This is a genomic window from Nocardioides sp. FY1077 (genome assembly GCF_058681775.1).
Genome location: NZ_JBZWDB010000004.1, coordinates 357930 through 375155, shown reverse-complemented (window position 1 = coordinate 375155; position 17226 = coordinate 357930). Strand labels below are relative to the sequence as shown.

The window sequence follows — 17226 nt, the reverse complement described above, 5'->3', positions numbered from 1 at the left end:
CCCTGCCGTGACGGGTGCCGCGGCTGCAGCCGGCGCGGCGGAGGTCGGCGGCGAGGAGTCGACGGCGTTCGCGGTGCGGCTGACGAACTTCGAGGGCCCGTTCGACCTGCTGCTGAGCCTGATCTCCAAGCACCGCCTCGACGTGACCGAGGTGTCGCTGTCGCAGGTCACCGACGAGTTCATCGCCCACGTCAAGGCGCTGCGCGACCGGCCGGTCGGCCCCGGCGGGCCGCGCAGCGCGGTCGACGACCTCGAGCAGACCACGTCGTTCCTGCTGGTGGCCTCCACCCTGCTCGACCTGAAGGCCGCCCGGCTGCTGCCGCAGGGCGACGTGGAGGACGAGGAGGACCTCGCGCTGCTGGAGGCCCGCGACCTGCTGTTCGCCCGGCTGCTGCAGTACCGCGCGTTCAAGCAGGTGGCCGGCGTCCTCGAACGGCGCCTCGGCGACGAGTCGCGCCGCCACCCCCGCGTCGTGGGGCTCGAGGAGCGCTTCGCCACGCTGCTGCCGGAGGTGCTGATCGGCATCGGGCTGCAGCAGTTCGCCGCGCTGGCCGCACGGGCGCTGGAGCCCAAGCCGGTGCTCGAGGTGTCGTTGCAGCACATCCACGCCACGACGGTGTCGGTGCGCGAGCAGGCGGCGGTGGTGGTGGCGCGGCTGCGCCGCTCCGGCACCCTCACCTTCCGGGCGCTGTGCGGTGACTCACCCGACACGATGACCACCGTCGCGCGCTTCCTCTCGCTGCTCGAGCTGTTCCGGGAGGGCGCGGTGGCCTTCGACCAGGCCAGCGCGCTCGGCGAGCTGTCGGTGCGCTGGACCGGCGACGCCGAGACCGACGTGGAGGCGCTCGTCGACGACCTGGTCACCGACGAGTTCGAGGGCGCCCCGCCCGAGGTGCCCTCCGACCCCCCCGCCGACGTACCCGCCGATCCCGACCCCGAGGAGCACCCGTGAGCGACGAGCCCCGACCCGCGCCCGAGGCCGCGCCGCCGCCGGAGCGCCTCGCCGTCCCCCTGGCGGCGCTGCGACCCTCGCTGGAGGCGGTGCTGATGGTGGCCGACCAGCCGCTCGACGCGGTGTCGCTGGCCTCCGCGGTGGGCTACCCCGTCGAGAAGGTCGTCGCGGCGCTGCAGCTGCTGGCCGAGGAGTACGCCGAGCAGGGGCGCGGCTTCGAGCTGCGCCACGTCGCGGGCGGGTGGCGCTACTACACGCGCGAGGAGTACGCCGCGGTCGTCGAGGGCTTCGTCCTCGAGGGCCAGTCGGCGCGGCTCACCCAGGCCGCGCTGGAGACCCTCGCCGTGGTGGCCTACAAGCAGCCGGTGTCCCGCGCCCGCGTCTCCGCCGTGCGCGGGGTCAACGTCGACGGCGTGATGCGCACCCTGCTGACCCGCGGGCTGGTCGAGGAGTCCGGCCAGGACGCCGAGACCGGCGCCAACCTCTACCGCACGACGCGCTACTTCCTCGAGCGCATCGGGGTCACCTCCCTCGACGAGCTGCCCGAGCTGGCGCCGTACCTGCCCGACATGGACGACGTCGAGGACGAGCTGGAGCGCCTCGCCGCCCCGGCGGCGCCGACCGGCGCGTCCGCTGCCCCCGAGCACACCCCCCTACCCGGACCGGGCAGCGAGCCCGACGGTGGAACGGAGCCCACGTGAGCGACCCCGAAGAGCCCGAGACCCGTCCCGACGCGCAGGAGCAGGGCAGCGGGCCGCTCGTCGAGACCGACGAGGAGGGCCTGATCCGGCTGCAGAAGCTGCTCGCGCAGTCCGGCGTCGCGTCGCGCCGCAAGTGCGAGGAGCTGATGCTGGGCGGCCACGTGGAGGTCGACGGCGAGGTGGTCACCCGCCTCGGCACGAAGGTCGACCCCCGGGTCGCGGTCATCCGCGTCGACGGGCGCCGGCTGCCGCCGATCAGCCCCCACGTCTACCTCGTGCTGAACAAGCCGCGCGGTGTCGTCTCCACGATGTCGGACCCCGAGGGACGTCGCAGCCTCGGCGACCTGGTCGCCGACCGCCCCGAGCGGCTCTTCCACGTCGGTCGCCTCGACACCGACACCTCCGGGCTGATCGTGCTGACCAACGACGGCGACTTCGCCCAGCGCCTGGCCCACCCCTCCCACGAGGTCGACAAGACCTACGTCGCCGAGGTGGAGGGCGAGGTGTGGAAGCGCACCGTCAAGCAGCTGCTCGAGGGTGTCGAGCTCGACGACGGCCCCGTCACCGTCACCCAGGCGCGGGTGGTCTCCGGCGGGCACGGCCGCAACACCCCGGGCCGCAGCATCGTCGAGCTGGTCATCCACGAGGGGCGCAACCGCATCGTGCGGCGCCTGCTCGAGCAGGTCGGCCACCCCGTGCTGCGCCTCACCCGCACCGCGATCGGCCCGGTGGAGCTCGGCCGGCTGGCGTCGGGGGAGATGCGCGACCTCACCACCGCCGAGCTCGGCGTCCTGCTCGACAGCGCCGAGCTCTAGCAGGACGAGAGGTCTCGACACACCTCGTCGCTGGCGCTCCTCGGCACTCGACCAGCGAAGGTTCCCCTCGTCGCTGGCGCTCCTCGGCACTCGACCAGCGGAGGTTCCCCTCGTCGCTGGCGCTCCTCGGCACTTGACCAGCGGAGGTTCCCCTCGTCGCTGGCGCTCCTCGGCACTTGACCAGCGGAGGTCCGGCAAGCGGGTGGCGGGTCCAGATCCGGTGGCAGGCGGCGGGGGAGGGCCCGGACGTGGCTAGCCTGGTGGGCGGCCCGTGAGCGCGGGCCACGACGCGAGAGGTGGCAGACGTGGCGGTGCGAGCGATCCGGGGCGCGACCCAGCTCGAGGAGGACTCCCGCGACCACATGCTCGACCGGGTGGCCGAGATGGTGGTCGACGTGATGACGTCCAACGACCTGGAGGTCGACGACTTCATCTCGGTGATCTTCACCGCCACCAGCGACCTGGTCTCGGAGTTCCCGGCGTACGCCGCGCGCCAGCTGGGGTTCGGCGAGGTGCCGCTGCTGTGTGCCCGCGAGCTGGAGATCGAGCGGTCGATGCCGCGGGTGGTGCGGATGATGGCGCACGTCGAGACCGACCGGCCCCGCGCCGAGGTCACCCACGTCTACCTCCACGGCGCCGCGGCGCTGCGCAGCGACCTGACCAAGGTCCGCTCGGTGCCGGACGCCGACGCCGTCGATGGCTGACCCGGCGCCGCAGCAGCGCCTCACCGGCCCGGTGGAGGTCGTGGGCGCCGGGCTGCTCGGCGCCTCGATCGGGCTGGCCTGCGCCCGCGCCGGTCTCGAGGTGCTGCTGACCGACGTGTCGCCGGAGAACGTGCGCACCGCGTCGGGGCTGGGGGCCGGGCGCGCCCGACGTCCTGACGACGAGCCGCAGCTCGTGGTGGTCGCCGTGCCGCCCGACCTGCTCGGCGACGTGATCGCCCGCGTGCTCGACGAGGGCGCGGCGGTGGTGACCGACGTCGGCAGCATCAAGTCGGGGCCGCTGGCCGACGTCGAGGCGCTGCCCGGCGCCCACCGCTACGTCGGCAGCCACCCGATGGCCGGCAGCGAGCGCTCCGGGCCCCTGGCCGCGACCGCCTCGCTCTTCGACGGCCGCCCGTGGGCGGTCACCCCTCACCCCGCCGCCGACGTCGAGGCGGTGGAGCTCGTGGAGGAGCTGGTGCGCCTGTGCGGGGCGGTGCCGGTGTGGCTGACGCCCGCCGAGCACGACCGCGCCGTGGCCCGCACCTCCCACGTGCCGCACCTGCTCGCGGCGCTGGTGGCCGCCCGCCTGGCCGAGGCGCCGGAGAACCACCTGCGGCTCTCGGGGCAGGGCGTGCGCGACGTCACCCGGGTGGCGGCCGGCGACCCCCGCCTCTACGGCCAGATCGTGGCCGGCAACGCCACCGCGGTGACCGCGCTGCTCGGCGAGGTGCGCGCCGACCTCGACCGGCTGATCGCCGCGGTCGGCGGCGGCGACCGCGCCGGGCTGGAGGCCCTGCTCGACCAGGGCGTCGCCGGCACCCGCAGCATCCCCGGCAAGCACGGCGGCCCGGTCACCCCCACCCGCTCGGTGTTCGTGGCCGTGCCCGACCACCCCGGCGAGCTGGCCCGGCTCTTCGCCGACGCGGTGGCCAGCGAGGTCAACATCGAGGACATCCGCATCGACCACGACCCCGGCCGACCCGTCGGCCTCGTCGAGCTGGTCGTCGACGAGACCCGCGCCGAGCACCTGCTCGGATCTCTCGAGTCACGGGGGTGGCTCACCCACCGGTAGGCTGCGGGGCCGTGACCACCCCCGCACCCCGCACGCCGTCCGAGGCGTCCGCCCCCCTCCACGACGGGCCCCGGGGCGGTCGTGCCCTGGTGGTGGCCGTCGACGGCACCTCCGGCTCCGGCAAGTCGAGCACCTGCCGCGCGGTCGCGCAGCGCCTGGGCCTGGCCTACCTCGACACCGGGGCGATGTTCCGCGCGATGACCTGGTGGATGCTGCGCGCCGGCGTCGACGTGCACGACGCCGCGGCCGTGGCGGCCCGCTGCACGGAGCCCACGATCGTGTCGGGCACCGACCCGGCGGCCCCCACCATCCACGTCGACGGCACCGACGTCGGCGAGGCGATCCGCACCGACGAGGTGACCGGGGCGGTCTCGCCGGTCAGCACCGTGCCGGAGGTGCGCGCCCGCCTGCTGGCGATGCAGCGCGCCGAGATCGCCGCCGCCGACGGCGGGATCGTCGTCGAGGGCCGTGACATCGGCTCGGTGGTGGCGCCCGAGGCCCCCGTCAAGCTCTACCTCACCGCCGACCCCGCCGCCCGCGCCGCCCGCCGCGCCGCCGAGCAGGGGGTCGTCGACCTCGCCGCCACGGAGGCGCTGCTGCTCTCGCGCGACCGGATCGACTCCGGGCGCGCCACCGCCCCTCTGACGATGGCGCCCGGCGCCGTGCACCTCGACACCACCCCCTGGACCCTCGACGAGGTCGTCGAGCAGGTGGTGGCCCTGGTCGAGTCGACGGTCGGGCCCACGGAGGCCCCCGCGTGACCGCGTCGTCCCGCGGCTCCGAGGAGCGGGCCGACCACCACGCTGGACGACGGGCCGGCCCGCGGCTGGCGACCCGCGTCGACGCCCACACCGAGCTGCCCCGCAGCGACCGGACGCCGTTCCCGCCGCGGGCCATGCTCCACGGCCTGCGGCCCGTGTCCTCGTGGCTGGTGCAGCGCCGCTACGGCGTCGTCGTGCACGGCGCCGAGCACGTGCCGGCCACCGGCCCGGTGATCCTCGCCGCCAACCACGTCGGCGTGATGGACGGGCCGCTGCTGGCCGTCTTCGCCCCCCGCCCCGTGCACGCGCTGACCAAGTCGGAGATGTTCCGCGGCGCCCTCGGCACCTTCCTGCTGCGCTCGGGACAGGTGCCGCTCGACCGCTTCCACACCGACCTCGCCGCGGTGCGCACCTGCCTGCGGGTGCTGCGCGACGACGGCGCGGTCGGCATCTTCCCCGAGGGCCGGCGCGGCTCCGGTGAGCTGGAGCGGTTCCACCGCGGCGCGGCGTACCTCGCACTCGTCACGGGGGCGCCGGTGGTGCCGGTGGTGATGTTCGGCACCCGCGAGCCCGGCGGGCGCAGCGGCGAGCTGCCGCCGCGCGGGAGCGTCGTGGACATCGTCCACGGCGAGCCGTTCCGGGTGCCGGCCCAGCCGTGGCCGCGCAGCAAGGAACAGGTGGGGGCCACGTCGGTGTTGCTGAGGGAGCACATGCTGGCGCACCTCGCCGCCTCGCGCGCGTCGACCGGGCGGGACCTCCCCGGTCCGCTGCCCCCCGGAGACCTCGAACCAGACCCCGCCACCGGGGTCACCGACCAAGGAGCACCATGACCGACAGCCTGCCCGAGCCCGCCCCCTCGACCCACGGGGGCGCGGACGAGGTCGACGGTCCCGTGCCCGTCCTGGCCGTCGTCGGACGACCCAACGTCGGCAAGTCGACGCTGGTCAACCGCATCATCGGCCGCCGCGAGGCCGTGGTCGAGGACGTGCCCGGCGTGACCCGCGACCGGGTGTCCTACGACGCCAACTGGAACGGCCGCGCCTTCACCGTCGTCGACACCGGCGGCTGGGACCCCGACGCCCGCGGTCTCGCCGAGCGCATCGCCGGTCAGGCCGAGGTGGCGGTGCAGCTGGCCGACGCCGTGCTGTTCGTCGTGGACGCCGCCGTCGGCATCACCGACGCCGACGAGGCGGTCGTGAAGATCCTGCGCCGCGCCGAGAAGCCGGTCGTGCTGGCGGCCAACAAGGTCGACGACCAGCGCGCCGAGGCCGAGGCGCACGGCCTGTGGAACCTCGGGCTGGGCGAGCCCTACCCCGTCTCGGCGCTGCACGGGCGCGGCTCGGGCGACATGCTCGACGCGATCCTGGCCGCCCTCCCCGAGCCGCCGCCCGACCGCGACGCCGAGCTCGGCGGCCCGCGCCGCATCGCGATCGTCGGCAAGCCCAACGTCGGCAAGTCCTCGCTGCTCAACCGGCTCGCCGGCTCCGAGCGCGTCGTCGTCGACAACGTCGCCGGCACCACCGTCGACCCCGTCGACGAGCTCATCGACCTGGGCGGGCAGACCTGGCGCTTCATCGACACCGCCGGGATCCGCAAGCGGGTCAAGGAGGCCTCCGGCCACGAGTACTACGCCTCACTGCGCACCACCACCGCCATCGACCGTGCCGAGGTGGCGGTGCTGGTCGTCGACGGTGGGCAGTCGATCAGCGAGCAGGACGTGCGGATCATCCAGACCGTGCGCGAGGCCGGCCGGGCGCTGGTCATCGCCTTCAACAAGTGGGACCTCGTCGACGAGGAGCGCCGCCACTACCTCGAGCGCGAGATCGAGCGCGACCTCGTGCAGGTGCAGTGGGCCCCGCGCATCAACATCACCGCCCGCACCGGCTGGCACGTCGACCGGCTCGTCCCGGCCCTGGAGAAGGCCCTGGCGGGCTGGGAGACCCGCATCGGCACCGGGGCGCTCAACGCCTTCCTCGGGCGCCTGGTCGCCGAGCACCCCCACCCGGTGCGCAGCGGCAAGCAGCCCAAGGTGCTCTTCGCCACCCAGGCCACCACCGCGCCCCCGACGTTCGTCCTGTTCACCTCCGGCAAGCTCGACGCCGGCTACGAGCGCTACATCGAGCGTCGCCTGCGCGAGCAGTTCGGCTTCGCCGGCACCCCGATCGTGCTGGAGCAGCGGCCGCGGGAGAAGCGCAAGCGCTGACCCGGTCGCGGCTGCGCCGGGGGCGGTCGACGGGGGCGGTTGACGGGGCGGTTGACGGGGCCAGCGGGGCGGCGTTGGATCGCCGGACGGCCCAGCGCTCCCGCGCCGCCGACGACGAGGAGAGCCTGCTGTGACGAGCCCCGACGCCACCACGACCGTGCGGGTCGCCTACGGCAGCACGGGGCTCGACGTGGAGCTGCCGGCCGCGCTCACCACGGTCGTCGCGCCCACCCACCTCGAGCCGGCCGAGGACGTCGCCGCCACGCTGCGCGCCGCCCTGTCGCGGCCCGTGGCGGGCCCGCCGCTGCGTGACGTCGTACGGCCCGGGCAGCGGGTGGCGGTCTCGATCTGCGACGCCACCCGGCCGCAGCCGCGCGAGCAGATGGTGCGGGCGCTGCTCGACGAGCTCGAGGGCATCACCACCCGCGACGACCTGGTGCTGCTGGTGGCCACCGGCACCCACCGCGCCAGCACCGACGCCGAGCTGCGCGCCATGCTCGGCGACGACCTCGTCGACACCGTGCGCGTCGTCGACCACGACAGCCGCGACCCCGAGTCGCTGCGCTGGGTCGGCACGCACGGCGACGGGGTGCCGGTGTGGCTCAACCGGCACTGGGTCGAGGCCGACGTCAAGATCACCACCGGCTTCGTCGAGCCGCACTTCTTCGCGGGGTTCAGCGGGGGCCCGAAGATGGTGGCCCCGGGCCTGGCCGGCCTGGAGACGGTGCTCACCCTGCACGACGCCGCCCGCATCGGCAGCGACCGGGCGACGTGGGCGGTGTGCGAGGGCAACCCGGTGCACGACGACGTGCGGGCCATCGCCGCGGCGACCGGGGTCGACTTCGCCCTCGACGTGGTGCTCGACCGCGAGCAGCGGGTCGTGCGGGCCTTCGGGGGCGAGGTGCTCGCGATGCACGCCGAGGCCCGCGAGGTGGTGCGCGAGCTGTCGATGCGACCGGTGCCGCAGCGCTACGACGTCGTGGTCACCAGCAACTCCGGCTTCCCGCTCGACCAGAACCTCTACCAGGCGGTGAAGGGGATGACCGCCGCGGCGACCGTCGTACGACCCGGCGGGCTGATCATCTGTGTGGCGGAGTGCCGCGACGGCTTCCCCGACCACGGCACGTTCCGCGAGGTGCTGGCCTCCGAGCAGACCCCCGAGGCGCTGCTGCGCAGCATCTCGCAGCGCACCGAGACGGTCCCGGACCAGTGGCAGGTGCAGGTGCTGGCCCGGGTGCTGTCCACGGCGCGGGTCGGGGTGCACACCACCCACCTCAGCGACGCCGAGCTGCGCACCGCCCACCTGTTCCTGGTCGACGACGTGGCCGCCGCCGTGCGCGCGGAGCTGGAGCGGGTGGGGCCAGACGCCCGGGTCTGCGTGCTCCCCGAGGGCCCGCAGACCATCCCGTACGTGGTCGAGGGCGTCTGAGCCACCGCCCGGTCGGGGCCCGGGGGAGGCCCGTGCCATGCTGGGCCGCCCCGCTGGCGACCCGGTCGCCCCGGCGGTGCACCTCCGGGTCGCGGTCCGCTTGACGTGTTCGAACAGGTGTTCGATCATGGACCGGTGACCACCCTCCCCGCCCTCGACCCGGACCGCCCGGTGCTCGACCAGCTGCGCGAGCGGGTGGCGGCGCTCGAGGGCGGCCCGGTGCGCGAGCCGGTGGCCACCCACGGCGCGCTGTCCGGCCTGGTGCAGCTGCGGGCCGGGGCGACGTACGGCGTCGACGCGGCCTCGCTCGGCATGGTGCTGGCCGCGGAGGCGTCGCGGTCGGGGGAGTGGGTCGGCTTCGCGGGGTGGGACGACTTCGGCGCCGAGGCGGCCGCCGAGCTGGGCGTCGACCTCTCGCGCACCGTGCTGGTGCCCGACCCCGGCGAGCACTGGCTGGAGGTCACCGCCGCCCTCGTCGACGTGCTGCGCGTGGTGGTGCTGCGCCCGCCCGCCTCGGTGGACGCCCGGTCGGCCGGCATCCTCGACGCGCGGCTGCGCACCCGCTCGGCCGTGCTCGTCGTGCACGGCGACTGGCCGCGCTGCGAGGCGCGGGTCAGCCTCGAGCGCTCGCGGTGGAACGGGCCCGACCGGGGCGCAGGGCGCCTGCACACCCGGGTGACCCGGCTCTCGGTGCGCCGTGGCACCGCGCCTCCGACGCGGGCCGACCTGTGGTTCCCCGGCGAGGGCGGGGCGCTGGCCCGCGTCGAGACCGACGCCGGTCGCGGCCCGCGGGTCGCCCCGGTGCGTCCCGACGCGCTGGTGGGCTGAGCCGTGCGGGTCATGGTGGTGTGGTGCCCCGACTGGTCGGTGGTCGCCGCGCTCGCTGAGGCGCAGCGCTCGCCCAAGGAGCCGGCCGCGGTGCTCGCGGCCGGGGTGGTGGAGGTCTGCAACGGCCCGGCCCGGGAGACCGGGGTGCGCCGCGGCCTGCGCCGTCGTGACGCCCAGGCCCGCTGCCCCGAGCTGCTGCTGCTCGACGACGTGCCCGAGCGCGACGCCCGCCACTTCGAGCCGGTGCTGGCCGCGGTGGAGGCGCTGCGCCCCGGCGTGGCGCCGCTGCGCCCGGGCCTGCTGGCGGTGCGCGCCCCCGGCCGCTACTTCGGCGGGGAGGAGAGCGCGGCCGCGCTGGTGGCCCAGACCCTGGTCGAGGCCGGGGTCTGGGACTGCCGCATCGGGGTCGCCGACGACCTGTTCACCGCCGAGCAGGCCGCGCGACACGCCGCGGTGCAGGAGTCGGTGGTCGTGGCGTCCGGCGGCTCCGCCGACTTCCTGGCGGCGCTGCCGGTGCGGGTGCTGGAGGGCGACGGTCCGCGGGGCCGCGAGGTGGCCTCGCTGGTGGCCCGGATGGGCCTGACCACCCTCGGCGACCTCGCCGCCCTCCCGCTGGGCTCGGTGCAGGACCGCTTCGGCCGCTACGGCGCCGACCTCTGGCACCGCGTGCGGGGCGCCGGTCGTGCGGTGCTGGGGGAGCGTGAGGCACCGCCCGAGCTCGACGCCGAGGTGGTCTTCGAACCGCCCCTCGACTCGGTGGAGGCGGTCTGCTTCAGCGTGCGCACCACCACCGAGCGCTTCGTCGCCGCGCTCGCCGCGCGCCAGCTGGTGGCCACCGAGGTGTGCGTGGAGGCCGAGAGCGACGGCGTGGTCGTCTCCTCCCGGGCCTGGCTCCACCCGCGGTGCTTCACCGCCCGCGACCTGGTCGACCGGGTGCACTGGCAGCTGCAGGGCTCCGGTGGCGCGCTGCGCTCCCGCCGCGACGCCGGGCGGGTCACCGCGCCGGTCGAGCGCGTGCGGTTCGTGCCGGTGACCGTCGAGCCGGCCGCCGCCCACGCGCAGGCGCTGTGGGGAGGCGGCACCGACGACCTGGTGGAGAAGGGCGTGGCCCGGGTGCAGGCCATGGTCGGCTTCGAGTCGGTCGTGCGCCCGGTGCTGCAGGGCGGGCGCTCGCCGGCGGAGCGGCAGGTCAGCGTGCCGTGGGGGGAGCGCCCCACCGGGCTGCGTCCCCGGGAGCGGCCGTGGCCGAGCCGGGTGCCCGGACCCGCGCCGGTGCGGGTGTTCTCCCGCCCGCGCGGCGCGGAGGTCGTCGACGAGACCGGCCGCGTCGTCGGCGTCACCGAGCGGGGTGCGGTGACCGGCGAGCCGTGCCGCTTCCGGTTCGGGGCCGTCCCCGCTGTCCCCGACACCCGGACCGACGGGCGAGCCGGACGGGCCGGACAGGCCGGACGGGGCGCCGTACGCCTCGGCGAGCAGCTCGACCTGCTCGACGCCCAGGTCGAGCCCGACGCGGTCGGGGCGCGGCTGCCCTGGCAGCCGGTGGGGTCGTGGGCCGGGCCGTGGCCGGTCGACGAGGAGTGGTGGTCCTCGCCCGACGGGGTCGGCGGGGGAGCCGGGCGTGCTGCCCGGTTCCAGGTCGTCGGGGTCGACGGGCGGGCCTGGCTGCTGCGGTGGTCGACGTCCGGCTGGCTGGTCGAGGCGGGCTACGACTGATGGGCTGGAACAACCCCGCGGTGCCCTGGCGCGACCTCGAGCGGCGCCTGTCGGGGCGCACGCTGCTGCCCGGCGCCGACGACGCCCCCATCTCGCGGCGCAAGGCCCCGCGGCCCTCGCGCGCGGCGATCGAGCGCCCCGAGGAGGTCACGCCGTACGCCGAGCTGCACTGCCACAGCCACTTCAGCTTCCTCGACGGCGCGAGCTCGCCGGCCGCGCTGGTCGAGGAGGCCGTGCGCCTCGGGCTCACCGGGCTCGCCCTGACCGACCACGACGGCTTCCACGGCGCCCCGATGCTGGCGGAGGCGGCCGGCGTCCACGGCCTGCCCACGGTCTTCGGTGCCGAGCTGTCGCTGGGGCTCACCCGCAACCAGAACGGCGTCGCCGATCCCGAGGGCGACCACCTGCTGGTGCTGGCGCGCGGTGTCGACGGCTACCACCGGCTGGCCGGCGCGATGACCGAGGCCAACCTGCGCGGCGACGAGAAGGGCCGACCCGTGCACGACCTCGACGAGCTCGCCGAGCGCGGCCGCGACCACTGGGTCGTGCTCACCGGCTGCCGCAAGGGCAGCGTGCGCCGTGCCCTGGCCGACCACGGTCCCGACGCCGCCGCCGCCGAGCTCGACCGGCTCACCGCCCGCTTCGGTCTCGACGGGGTCGTCGTGGAGCTGTCGGCGCAGCCGGGTCCGGGGGTGGGGGAGGTCAACGACGTGCTGGCCGGGCTGGCCGCCGTCCACGGGCTGCCCGTCGTGGCCACCGGCGGGGTCCACTTCGCCCGCCCCGCCGACCGTCGCCTGGCCGCCACGATGGCCGCGGTGCGGGCCCGGCGCAGCCTGGCCGACATGGACGGCTGGCTCGACCTGTCCGGCGCGGCCCACCTGCGCAGCGGGGCCGAGGCAGCCGCCGCCCTGCGCGACCACCCCGGTGCGGTGGCCCGCTCGGTCACCCTCGCCGCCGAGCTCGCCTTCGACCTGCGCAAGGCCTCCCCGCGTCTGCCCAAGCACCAGATCCCGGAGGGCCACACGCCGGCGTCGTGGCTGCGCGAGCTGACTGCGGCCGGCTTCGCCGAGCGCTACGCCGGCACGCCCCTGGAGGCCGAGGCCCGCGAGCGGGTGGAGCACGAGCTGCGGATGATCGAGGAGAAGGACTTCGCGGGCTACTTCGTGATCGTGCACGACATCGTGGCCTTCGCCCGCAGCCAGGGGATCCTCTGCCAGGGGCGCGGGTCGGCGGCGAGCTCGGCGGTCTGCTTCGCCCTCGGGATCACCGCGGTCGACGCCGTCTTCTACCGGCTGCCCTTCGAGCGGTTCATCTCCGCCCACCGCGACGAGGAGCCCGACATCGACGTCGACTTCGACTCCGACCGCCGCGAGGAGGTCATCCAGTGGGTCTACCGCACCTACGGACGCCGCAACGCCGCCCAGGTCGCCAACGTCATCAGCTACCGCCCGCGGATGGCGGTGCGCGACGCCGCGAAGGCGCTCGGGCACTCCTCGGGGCAGCAGGACGCGTGGTCGAAGCAGATCGACGGGTGGAGCGCGGTGGTGGCCGGCGACCAGGGCGACCCCGAGGCGCACGACGTCCCCGCCCCGGTGGTCGCGCTGGCCGAGCAGCTGCTGGGCGCGCCGCGCCACCTCGGCATCCACTCCGGCGGCATGGTGCTCACCGAGCGCCCCGTCGGCGAGGTGTGCCCCATCGAGCGCGCCCGGATGGACGACCGCACGGTGCTGCAGTGGGACAAGGACGCCTGCGAGTCGATGGGGCTGGTGAAGTTCGACCTGCTGGGCCTGGGCATGCTCGGCGCGCTCGACCACATGATGCGCCTGGCCGAGGAGCACCTGGGGGAGCGCTGGACGCTGGCGACGATCCCGCGCGAGGAGCCCGACGTCTACGACATGCTCTGCCGTGCCGACTCGATCGGGGTGTTCCAGGTGGAGAGCCGCGCCCAGATCGGCACCCTCCCGCGCCTGCAGCCGCGCGAGTTCTACGACCTGGCCATCGAGATCGCGCTGATCCGGCCCGGGCCCATCCAGGGCGGCGCGGTGCACCCGTACGTGCGCCGCTCCACCGGCAAGGAGCCGGTGACCTACGACCACCCCGAGCTGGTGCCGGTGCTGGAGCGCACCAAGGGCGTGCCGCTGTTCCAGGAGCAGCTGATGGCGATGGCGGTGACGCTGGGCGACTGCAGCCGCGACGACGCCGACCTGCTGCGCCGTGCCATGGGCTCCAAGCGCGGCGTCGAGCGCATCGAGAGCGTCAAGGAGAAGCTGTACGCCGGCATGGCGCGACGCGGCCTGGTGGGGGACGCCGCCGACGCGATCTACGTGAAGATCCTGTCGTTCGCCAACTTCGGCTTCGCCGAGTCGCACGCCCTCAGCTTCGCGCTGCTGGTCTACGCCTCGTCCTGGTTCAAGCTGCACTACCCCGCCGCCTTCCTCGTGGGGCTGCTGCGCACCCAGCCGATGGGCTTCTACTCCCCGCAGTCGCTGGTCGGCGACGCCCGCCGCCACGGCGTGGAGGTGCGCCGGCCCGACCTCGCCCGCTCCGGCGTGCGGGCGGGGCTCGAGGCCGTCGCCGAGCCCGCCCCCGGCGAGGCCGGGGCGCCCGTCCCCACTCCGGCCACCGGTCCGCCGGCGTGCCTGCAGCCGTCGTTCCCGCGCCGCGGCTGGGACCCGTCGCGGCCCGACCCGACCACGACCCACCGCCGCGACGGGCGGCTCGCCGTACGGCTCGGGCTCGACTCGGTGCGGGGCATCGGCACCGATGTCGCCGAGCGCGTCGTGGCGGCGCGGGAGCAGGCGCCGTACGCCTCGGTCACCGACCTGTCGCGGCGCGCCGGCCTGACCACCGCCCAGCTGGAGGCGCTGGCCACCGCGGGTGCCCTCGACTGCCTCGGCCTCGACCGCCGGCAGGCGCTGTGGGCGGCCGGCTCCTCGGAGTCCGAGGAGCACCTGCCGGGCACCACCCCGGTCTCGGCGCCGCCGACGCTGCCGGGGATGAGCCCCGAGGAGCTGACGATGGCCGACCTGTGGGCCACCCGGGTCTCCCCGGAGGCCCACCCGATGGAGCACCTGCGCGGGGTGCTCGCCAGCAGCGGCATCCTCTCCGTCGCCGACCTCGCCGGCACCCGTCCCGGACGCCGCGTCCACGTCGCCGGGCTGGTCACCCACCGCCAGCGCCCCGGCACCGCGCAGGGCATCACCTTCCTCAACGTCGAGGACGAGACGGGCATGCTCAACGTCGTGTGCTCGGTCGGGGTGATGCGGGTGCACCGCAAGGCCGCCCGCGGTGCGGTGGCCGTGGTGGTGCGCGGCGTCCTGGAGCGCGAGGAGGGCGTCACCAACCTGGTGGCCGACCGGGTGGAGACCCTCGACACCGTGATCGCCGGGGCCGGCGCGGCCCTGCAGCTGCGCCAGTCGTCCCGCGACTTCCGCTGACCTGCGGCGGGTGGGCGCCGGCGGGAGGGGGTGGGATTCGGCACCCGTCCCCACCTGCGGTAATGTCACGCCCGCTCGCCCTCACCGGCGGGCTTCGGGCTGTAGCGCAGCTTGGTAGCGCACTTGACTGGGGGTCAAGGGGTCGCAGGTTCAAATCCTGTCAGCCCGACCGAAGAAGAGGCAGGTCGAAGAGGGTGCCGGAGAGATCCGGCACCCTCTTCCTGCGTCTCGGTACCCCTTCGCAGTCGAGCGCGACGTGCAACACGCAGGTAGTGACCGCGCCACGACGGCACCTGGTGCCCTCGACGGCGCACAGCGGGTCAGGGGGACCCGGCGTCCTCATCGGCTCAGGCCGCGGCTGCGGTTCAGGACTGTCGCACACATGACCGACGGCTACGGTCAGACCGTGACCGGAGACATGACTCAGCGCGGTCCGGCCACGGTGGGTTCGGTCGACCGTGACGCGGAGCAACCTGGGTTGAGGGCGGGACTCGTCGGCGCAGCTTGCCTCAATGCATTGGTGGCAGTGGCCTTCTGGTTCTCTGTGACTCACGAGTACGGGTATGCGGGCGTCGGCTCCATCTCGTACTACTACGGAGAATGGGCAGTACCGGTTGCCTTGTTCCTCGGCGTCACCGTGGTGGCCGGGCTGTGCTTCGTCGGCCTCAGGGACTGGCGGAGGTTCGGCATCGGGCTGCTCGTGGGCGCCACAGCTGCCGGCGTGCTCGACTTTGCCTGGACGTTCGTCTACTTCGTGAGCCAGGGGTCGTAGCGGAGGAAGCACCTTGGGTCGGTCCACCCTGTGGCGTTCGCCCTTGCCGGAGCATCGGTCCTCACGGGGTGCACCTCGGACCGACGGACCAACAACCACCGTGTGCGCCCTCGTCTTGGTCCTGGACGGCGCGACCTGTGTCGGCACTGGTGCTGACGAGCCCAGCCGACGAGGTAGGGCGCTCGGCTTCGCGACCATGCCTGGTTGCGAGTCCCCAGGGGGCGGGCTAGGGCCGGAGCGTGACGTGCAGGTGTTCGCGGTGAAGGGTCACGACTCGCACGAACGGATCGTCGGGGGACGGTGGGGGACCTTCGTCCGTCTCCCTGCTGACGTGCCCGACGAAGACGGGTTCGAGGGCGCGGCCCGGTGAGATGCGCCGTCCCATCGGTGCGGCCTGACGTTCACCCCAGTTCGCCGCAGTGCTTCGAGTGAGATGGTGACCCTGTGCGCAAGTTTCTGTTGCTAGGCGTCGCCGCCGTCCTGATAGCCGTGACGTTCGGGCTGGGCGGGTACGTCATCGGCCGCGCCGAGGTGTCCCGGTGTCAGAGTGAGCTACGGACGACCATCGACGTGTTGGAGAGGGCGCAGTCGCGTGCCAGCGATGACAGCGCGGTGTACGGCGTCTCTGGCGGCAGTTGCTCGAACTGATGGGCAGGACCAGCGAGCTCCACACGTCGCCCCCGGGCTTGCCGCCCGAGGGCTGGCGGAGCTCTGCAGGTGGGCTACCCGTCGGCGCGCGTGATGTGTGAGACAGAGGACCGGCGTGGGCTCGCCGCCCTGGGCGCAGCGACGGTCGCGTGGGTCGTCCTCTCGAGTGCTGGTGGATACCTCTTGCTCGCTTGGGGACGTGCGTGCGGCACCTGGGACGACGCCTACGAGCCCCTCGGGACCGGGGCCGAAGCGGTGTGCGGTGGCGCGTTTCCGTTCACGGCGACCTTCCTGACGTTCGTCGTGGTGGACTTCGTCGCGTTCGCTGCACTCGTCTTGCGCTGGGGGACGACGAGACGTCACACCTGGCGCTTGTGCCTGGGCGTCGCGTCCCTTCCGCTCCTCGCGTTCGCCGTCCTACGAGGAATCAGCCTCATACCCTGAGTCGGGTTCCATCGAAGCGGGCGGCAGGGCCGTGCTCAGGGCGCCCGCGAGACCCGCGAGCTGTCCGGCGCTGCTCACAGTCTGAGCCTGGTCGGATGCCACAGGCTGCGCCTGCAGACTGTCATCGTGAGGGCCACCAGTGACACCGGCCCGGCTCGGTCTGATCGAGGTCCGGGTCGAGCTGCCCGGCTGAGAACGTGGGCTCACCCTCACCGCGTGACCCTGACCTGAGGTGGCCCTGTGAGCTCCGAAGCGCCCAGCCACGCGACAGAGCACGGCGGTCGTCGCGCCCTGGTCCTGGTCTCTCTTGCCACGGTCCTCGTGTGGCTTGCGCTTCTGGGCTGGGACAACAAGAAGGACGTGCGGAACGGCCAGGAGACGGGGCCCTACGAGGACTGGCAGGTGCAGATCGCACTCGTTCTGCTCGCCGTGGTGCTCGTGGTGGCCCTGGTGGCGCGCGTGGACCCGTTCCGGGCCTCGCTCACCCTCTCCGCGACCTTCACTGTCTGCATGGTGGTCAGCTTCACGATCCTGGCGCCACCGTCGCCTGATGCCTCGTTCGCGCTCGTGGGCGTGCCCCTGGTGTTCGTCGGCATGTGTCTCGGCTGCGCCGCCATCTGCCTCGTGGTGAACGCCTGCCGCCGGGTCATCAGGTCACGCAACCTGTTCCGTGCCCCGTAGCGGCGGCTGGCGCCGGCACCTCGCTGCAGCACGGGGCACACGGGCGCAGTGGGTGGGCCGCTGCCC

General features: G+C 74.5%; 15 protein-coding genes and 1 tRNA gene. All 16 read left to right on the top strand.

Annotated features, from left to right (window positions below):
* Positions 1-7: 7 nt before the first annotated feature.
* The 16 genes from AC4OR8_RS17015 to AC4OR8_RS16940 all read left to right on the top strand — a co-directional run bounded on the left by AC4OR8_RS17015 (position 8) and on the right by AC4OR8_RS16940 (position 17160).
* Positions 8-952, top strand: coding sequence for a segregation and condensation protein A (locus AC4OR8_RS17015; RefSeq protein WP_492166777.1), 945 nt, complete (start codon positions 8-10; stop codon positions 950-952).
* 95 nt (positions 953-1047) lie between these two features.
* Complete coding sequence (scpB, locus tag AC4OR8_RS17010; protein WP_492166806.1) at positions 1048-1653, top strand: SMC-Scp complex subunit ScpB; 606 nt, start codon at positions 1048-1050, stop codon at positions 1651-1653.
* Between the two features lie 80 nt (positions 1654-1733).
* Positions 1734-2468 carry a pseudouridine synthase gene (locus AC4OR8_RS17005; RefSeq protein WP_492166805.1) on the top strand — a complete coding sequence of 245 codons (735 nt, stop codon included), beginning with the start codon at positions 1734-1736 and terminating at the stop codon, positions 2466-2468.
* Positions 2469-2773: 305 nt separating this feature from the next.
* Positions 2774-3172 (top strand): chorismate mutase, encoded by a 399-nt coding sequence (gene aroH, locus AC4OR8_RS17000; protein ID WP_492166776.1) that lies wholly within the window; start codon positions 2774-2776, stop codon positions 3170-3172.
* Entirely contained in the window at positions 3165-4244 is a 1080-nt protein-coding gene (locus tag AC4OR8_RS16995) for a prephenate dehydrogenase (RefSeq protein ID WP_492166775.1), read from the top strand. Before aroH ends, AC4OR8_RS16995 begins: the two co-directional genes overlap by 8 nt.
* Positions 4245-4255: 11 nt before the next feature.
* Positions 4256-5005, top strand: a complete 750-nt coding sequence (cmk, locus tag AC4OR8_RS16990; protein ID WP_492166774.1) for a (d)CMP kinase — start codon at positions 4256-4258, stop codon at positions 5003-5005.
* Positions 5002-5835, top strand: coding sequence for a lysophospholipid acyltransferase family protein (locus AC4OR8_RS16985; protein ID WP_492166773.1), 834 nt, complete (start codon positions 5002-5004; stop codon positions 5833-5835). Before cmk ends, AC4OR8_RS16985 begins: the two co-directional genes overlap by 4 nt.
* Positions 5832-7208 carry a ribosome biogenesis GTPase Der gene (gene der / locus AC4OR8_RS16980; RefSeq protein WP_492166772.1) on the top strand — a complete coding sequence of 459 codons (1377 nt, stop codon included), beginning with the start codon at positions 5832-5834 and terminating at the stop codon, positions 7206-7208. Before AC4OR8_RS16985 ends, der begins: the two co-directional genes overlap by 4 nt.
* 130 nt (positions 7209-7338) lie before the next feature.
* Positions 7339-8637 carry a nickel-dependent lactate racemase gene (larA, locus tag AC4OR8_RS16975; protein ID WP_492166771.1) on the top strand — a complete coding sequence of 433 codons (1299 nt, stop codon included), beginning with the start codon at positions 7339-7341 and terminating at the stop codon, positions 8635-8637.
* A gap of 135 nt (positions 8638-8772) precedes the next feature.
* Positions 8773-9465, top strand: coding sequence for a DnaE2-dependent mutagenesis accessory factor ImuA' (imuA', locus tag AC4OR8_RS16970; protein WP_492166770.1), 693 nt, complete (start codon positions 8773-8775; stop codon positions 9463-9465).
* A gap of 12 nt (positions 9466-9477) precedes the next feature.
* Positions 9478-11178: a DNA polymerase Y family protein gene (locus AC4OR8_RS16965; RefSeq protein WP_492166804.1), complete on the top strand. Its 1701-nt coding sequence runs from the start codon at positions 9478-9480 to the stop codon at positions 11176-11178.
* Entirely contained in the window at positions 11178-14615 is a 3438-nt protein-coding gene (locus tag AC4OR8_RS16960; RefSeq protein WP_492166769.1) for an error-prone DNA polymerase, read from the top strand. Before AC4OR8_RS16965 ends, AC4OR8_RS16960 begins: the two co-directional genes overlap by 1 nt.
* 95 nt (positions 14616-14710) lie before the next feature.
* Positions 14711-14784, top strand: a tRNA-Pro gene (locus AC4OR8_RS16955).
* A 213-nt stretch (positions 14785-14997) separates the two neighbouring features.
* Complete coding sequence (locus tag AC4OR8_RS16950) at positions 14998-15387, top strand: hypothetical protein (RefSeq protein ID WP_492166768.1); 390 nt, start codon at positions 14998-15000, stop codon at positions 15385-15387.
* Positions 15388-15831: 444 nt separating this feature from the next.
* Positions 15832-16035: a hypothetical protein gene (locus tag AC4OR8_RS16945; protein ID WP_492166767.1), complete on the top strand. Its 204-nt coding sequence runs from the start codon at positions 15832-15834 to the stop codon at positions 16033-16035.
* A 684-nt stretch (positions 16036-16719) separates the two neighbouring features.
* A complete protein-coding gene (locus AC4OR8_RS16940) occupies positions 16720-17160 on the top strand; it encodes a hypothetical protein (protein ID WP_492166766.1) in 441 nt (146 codons plus the stop codon).
* Positions 17161-17226 lie beyond the last annotated feature (66 nt).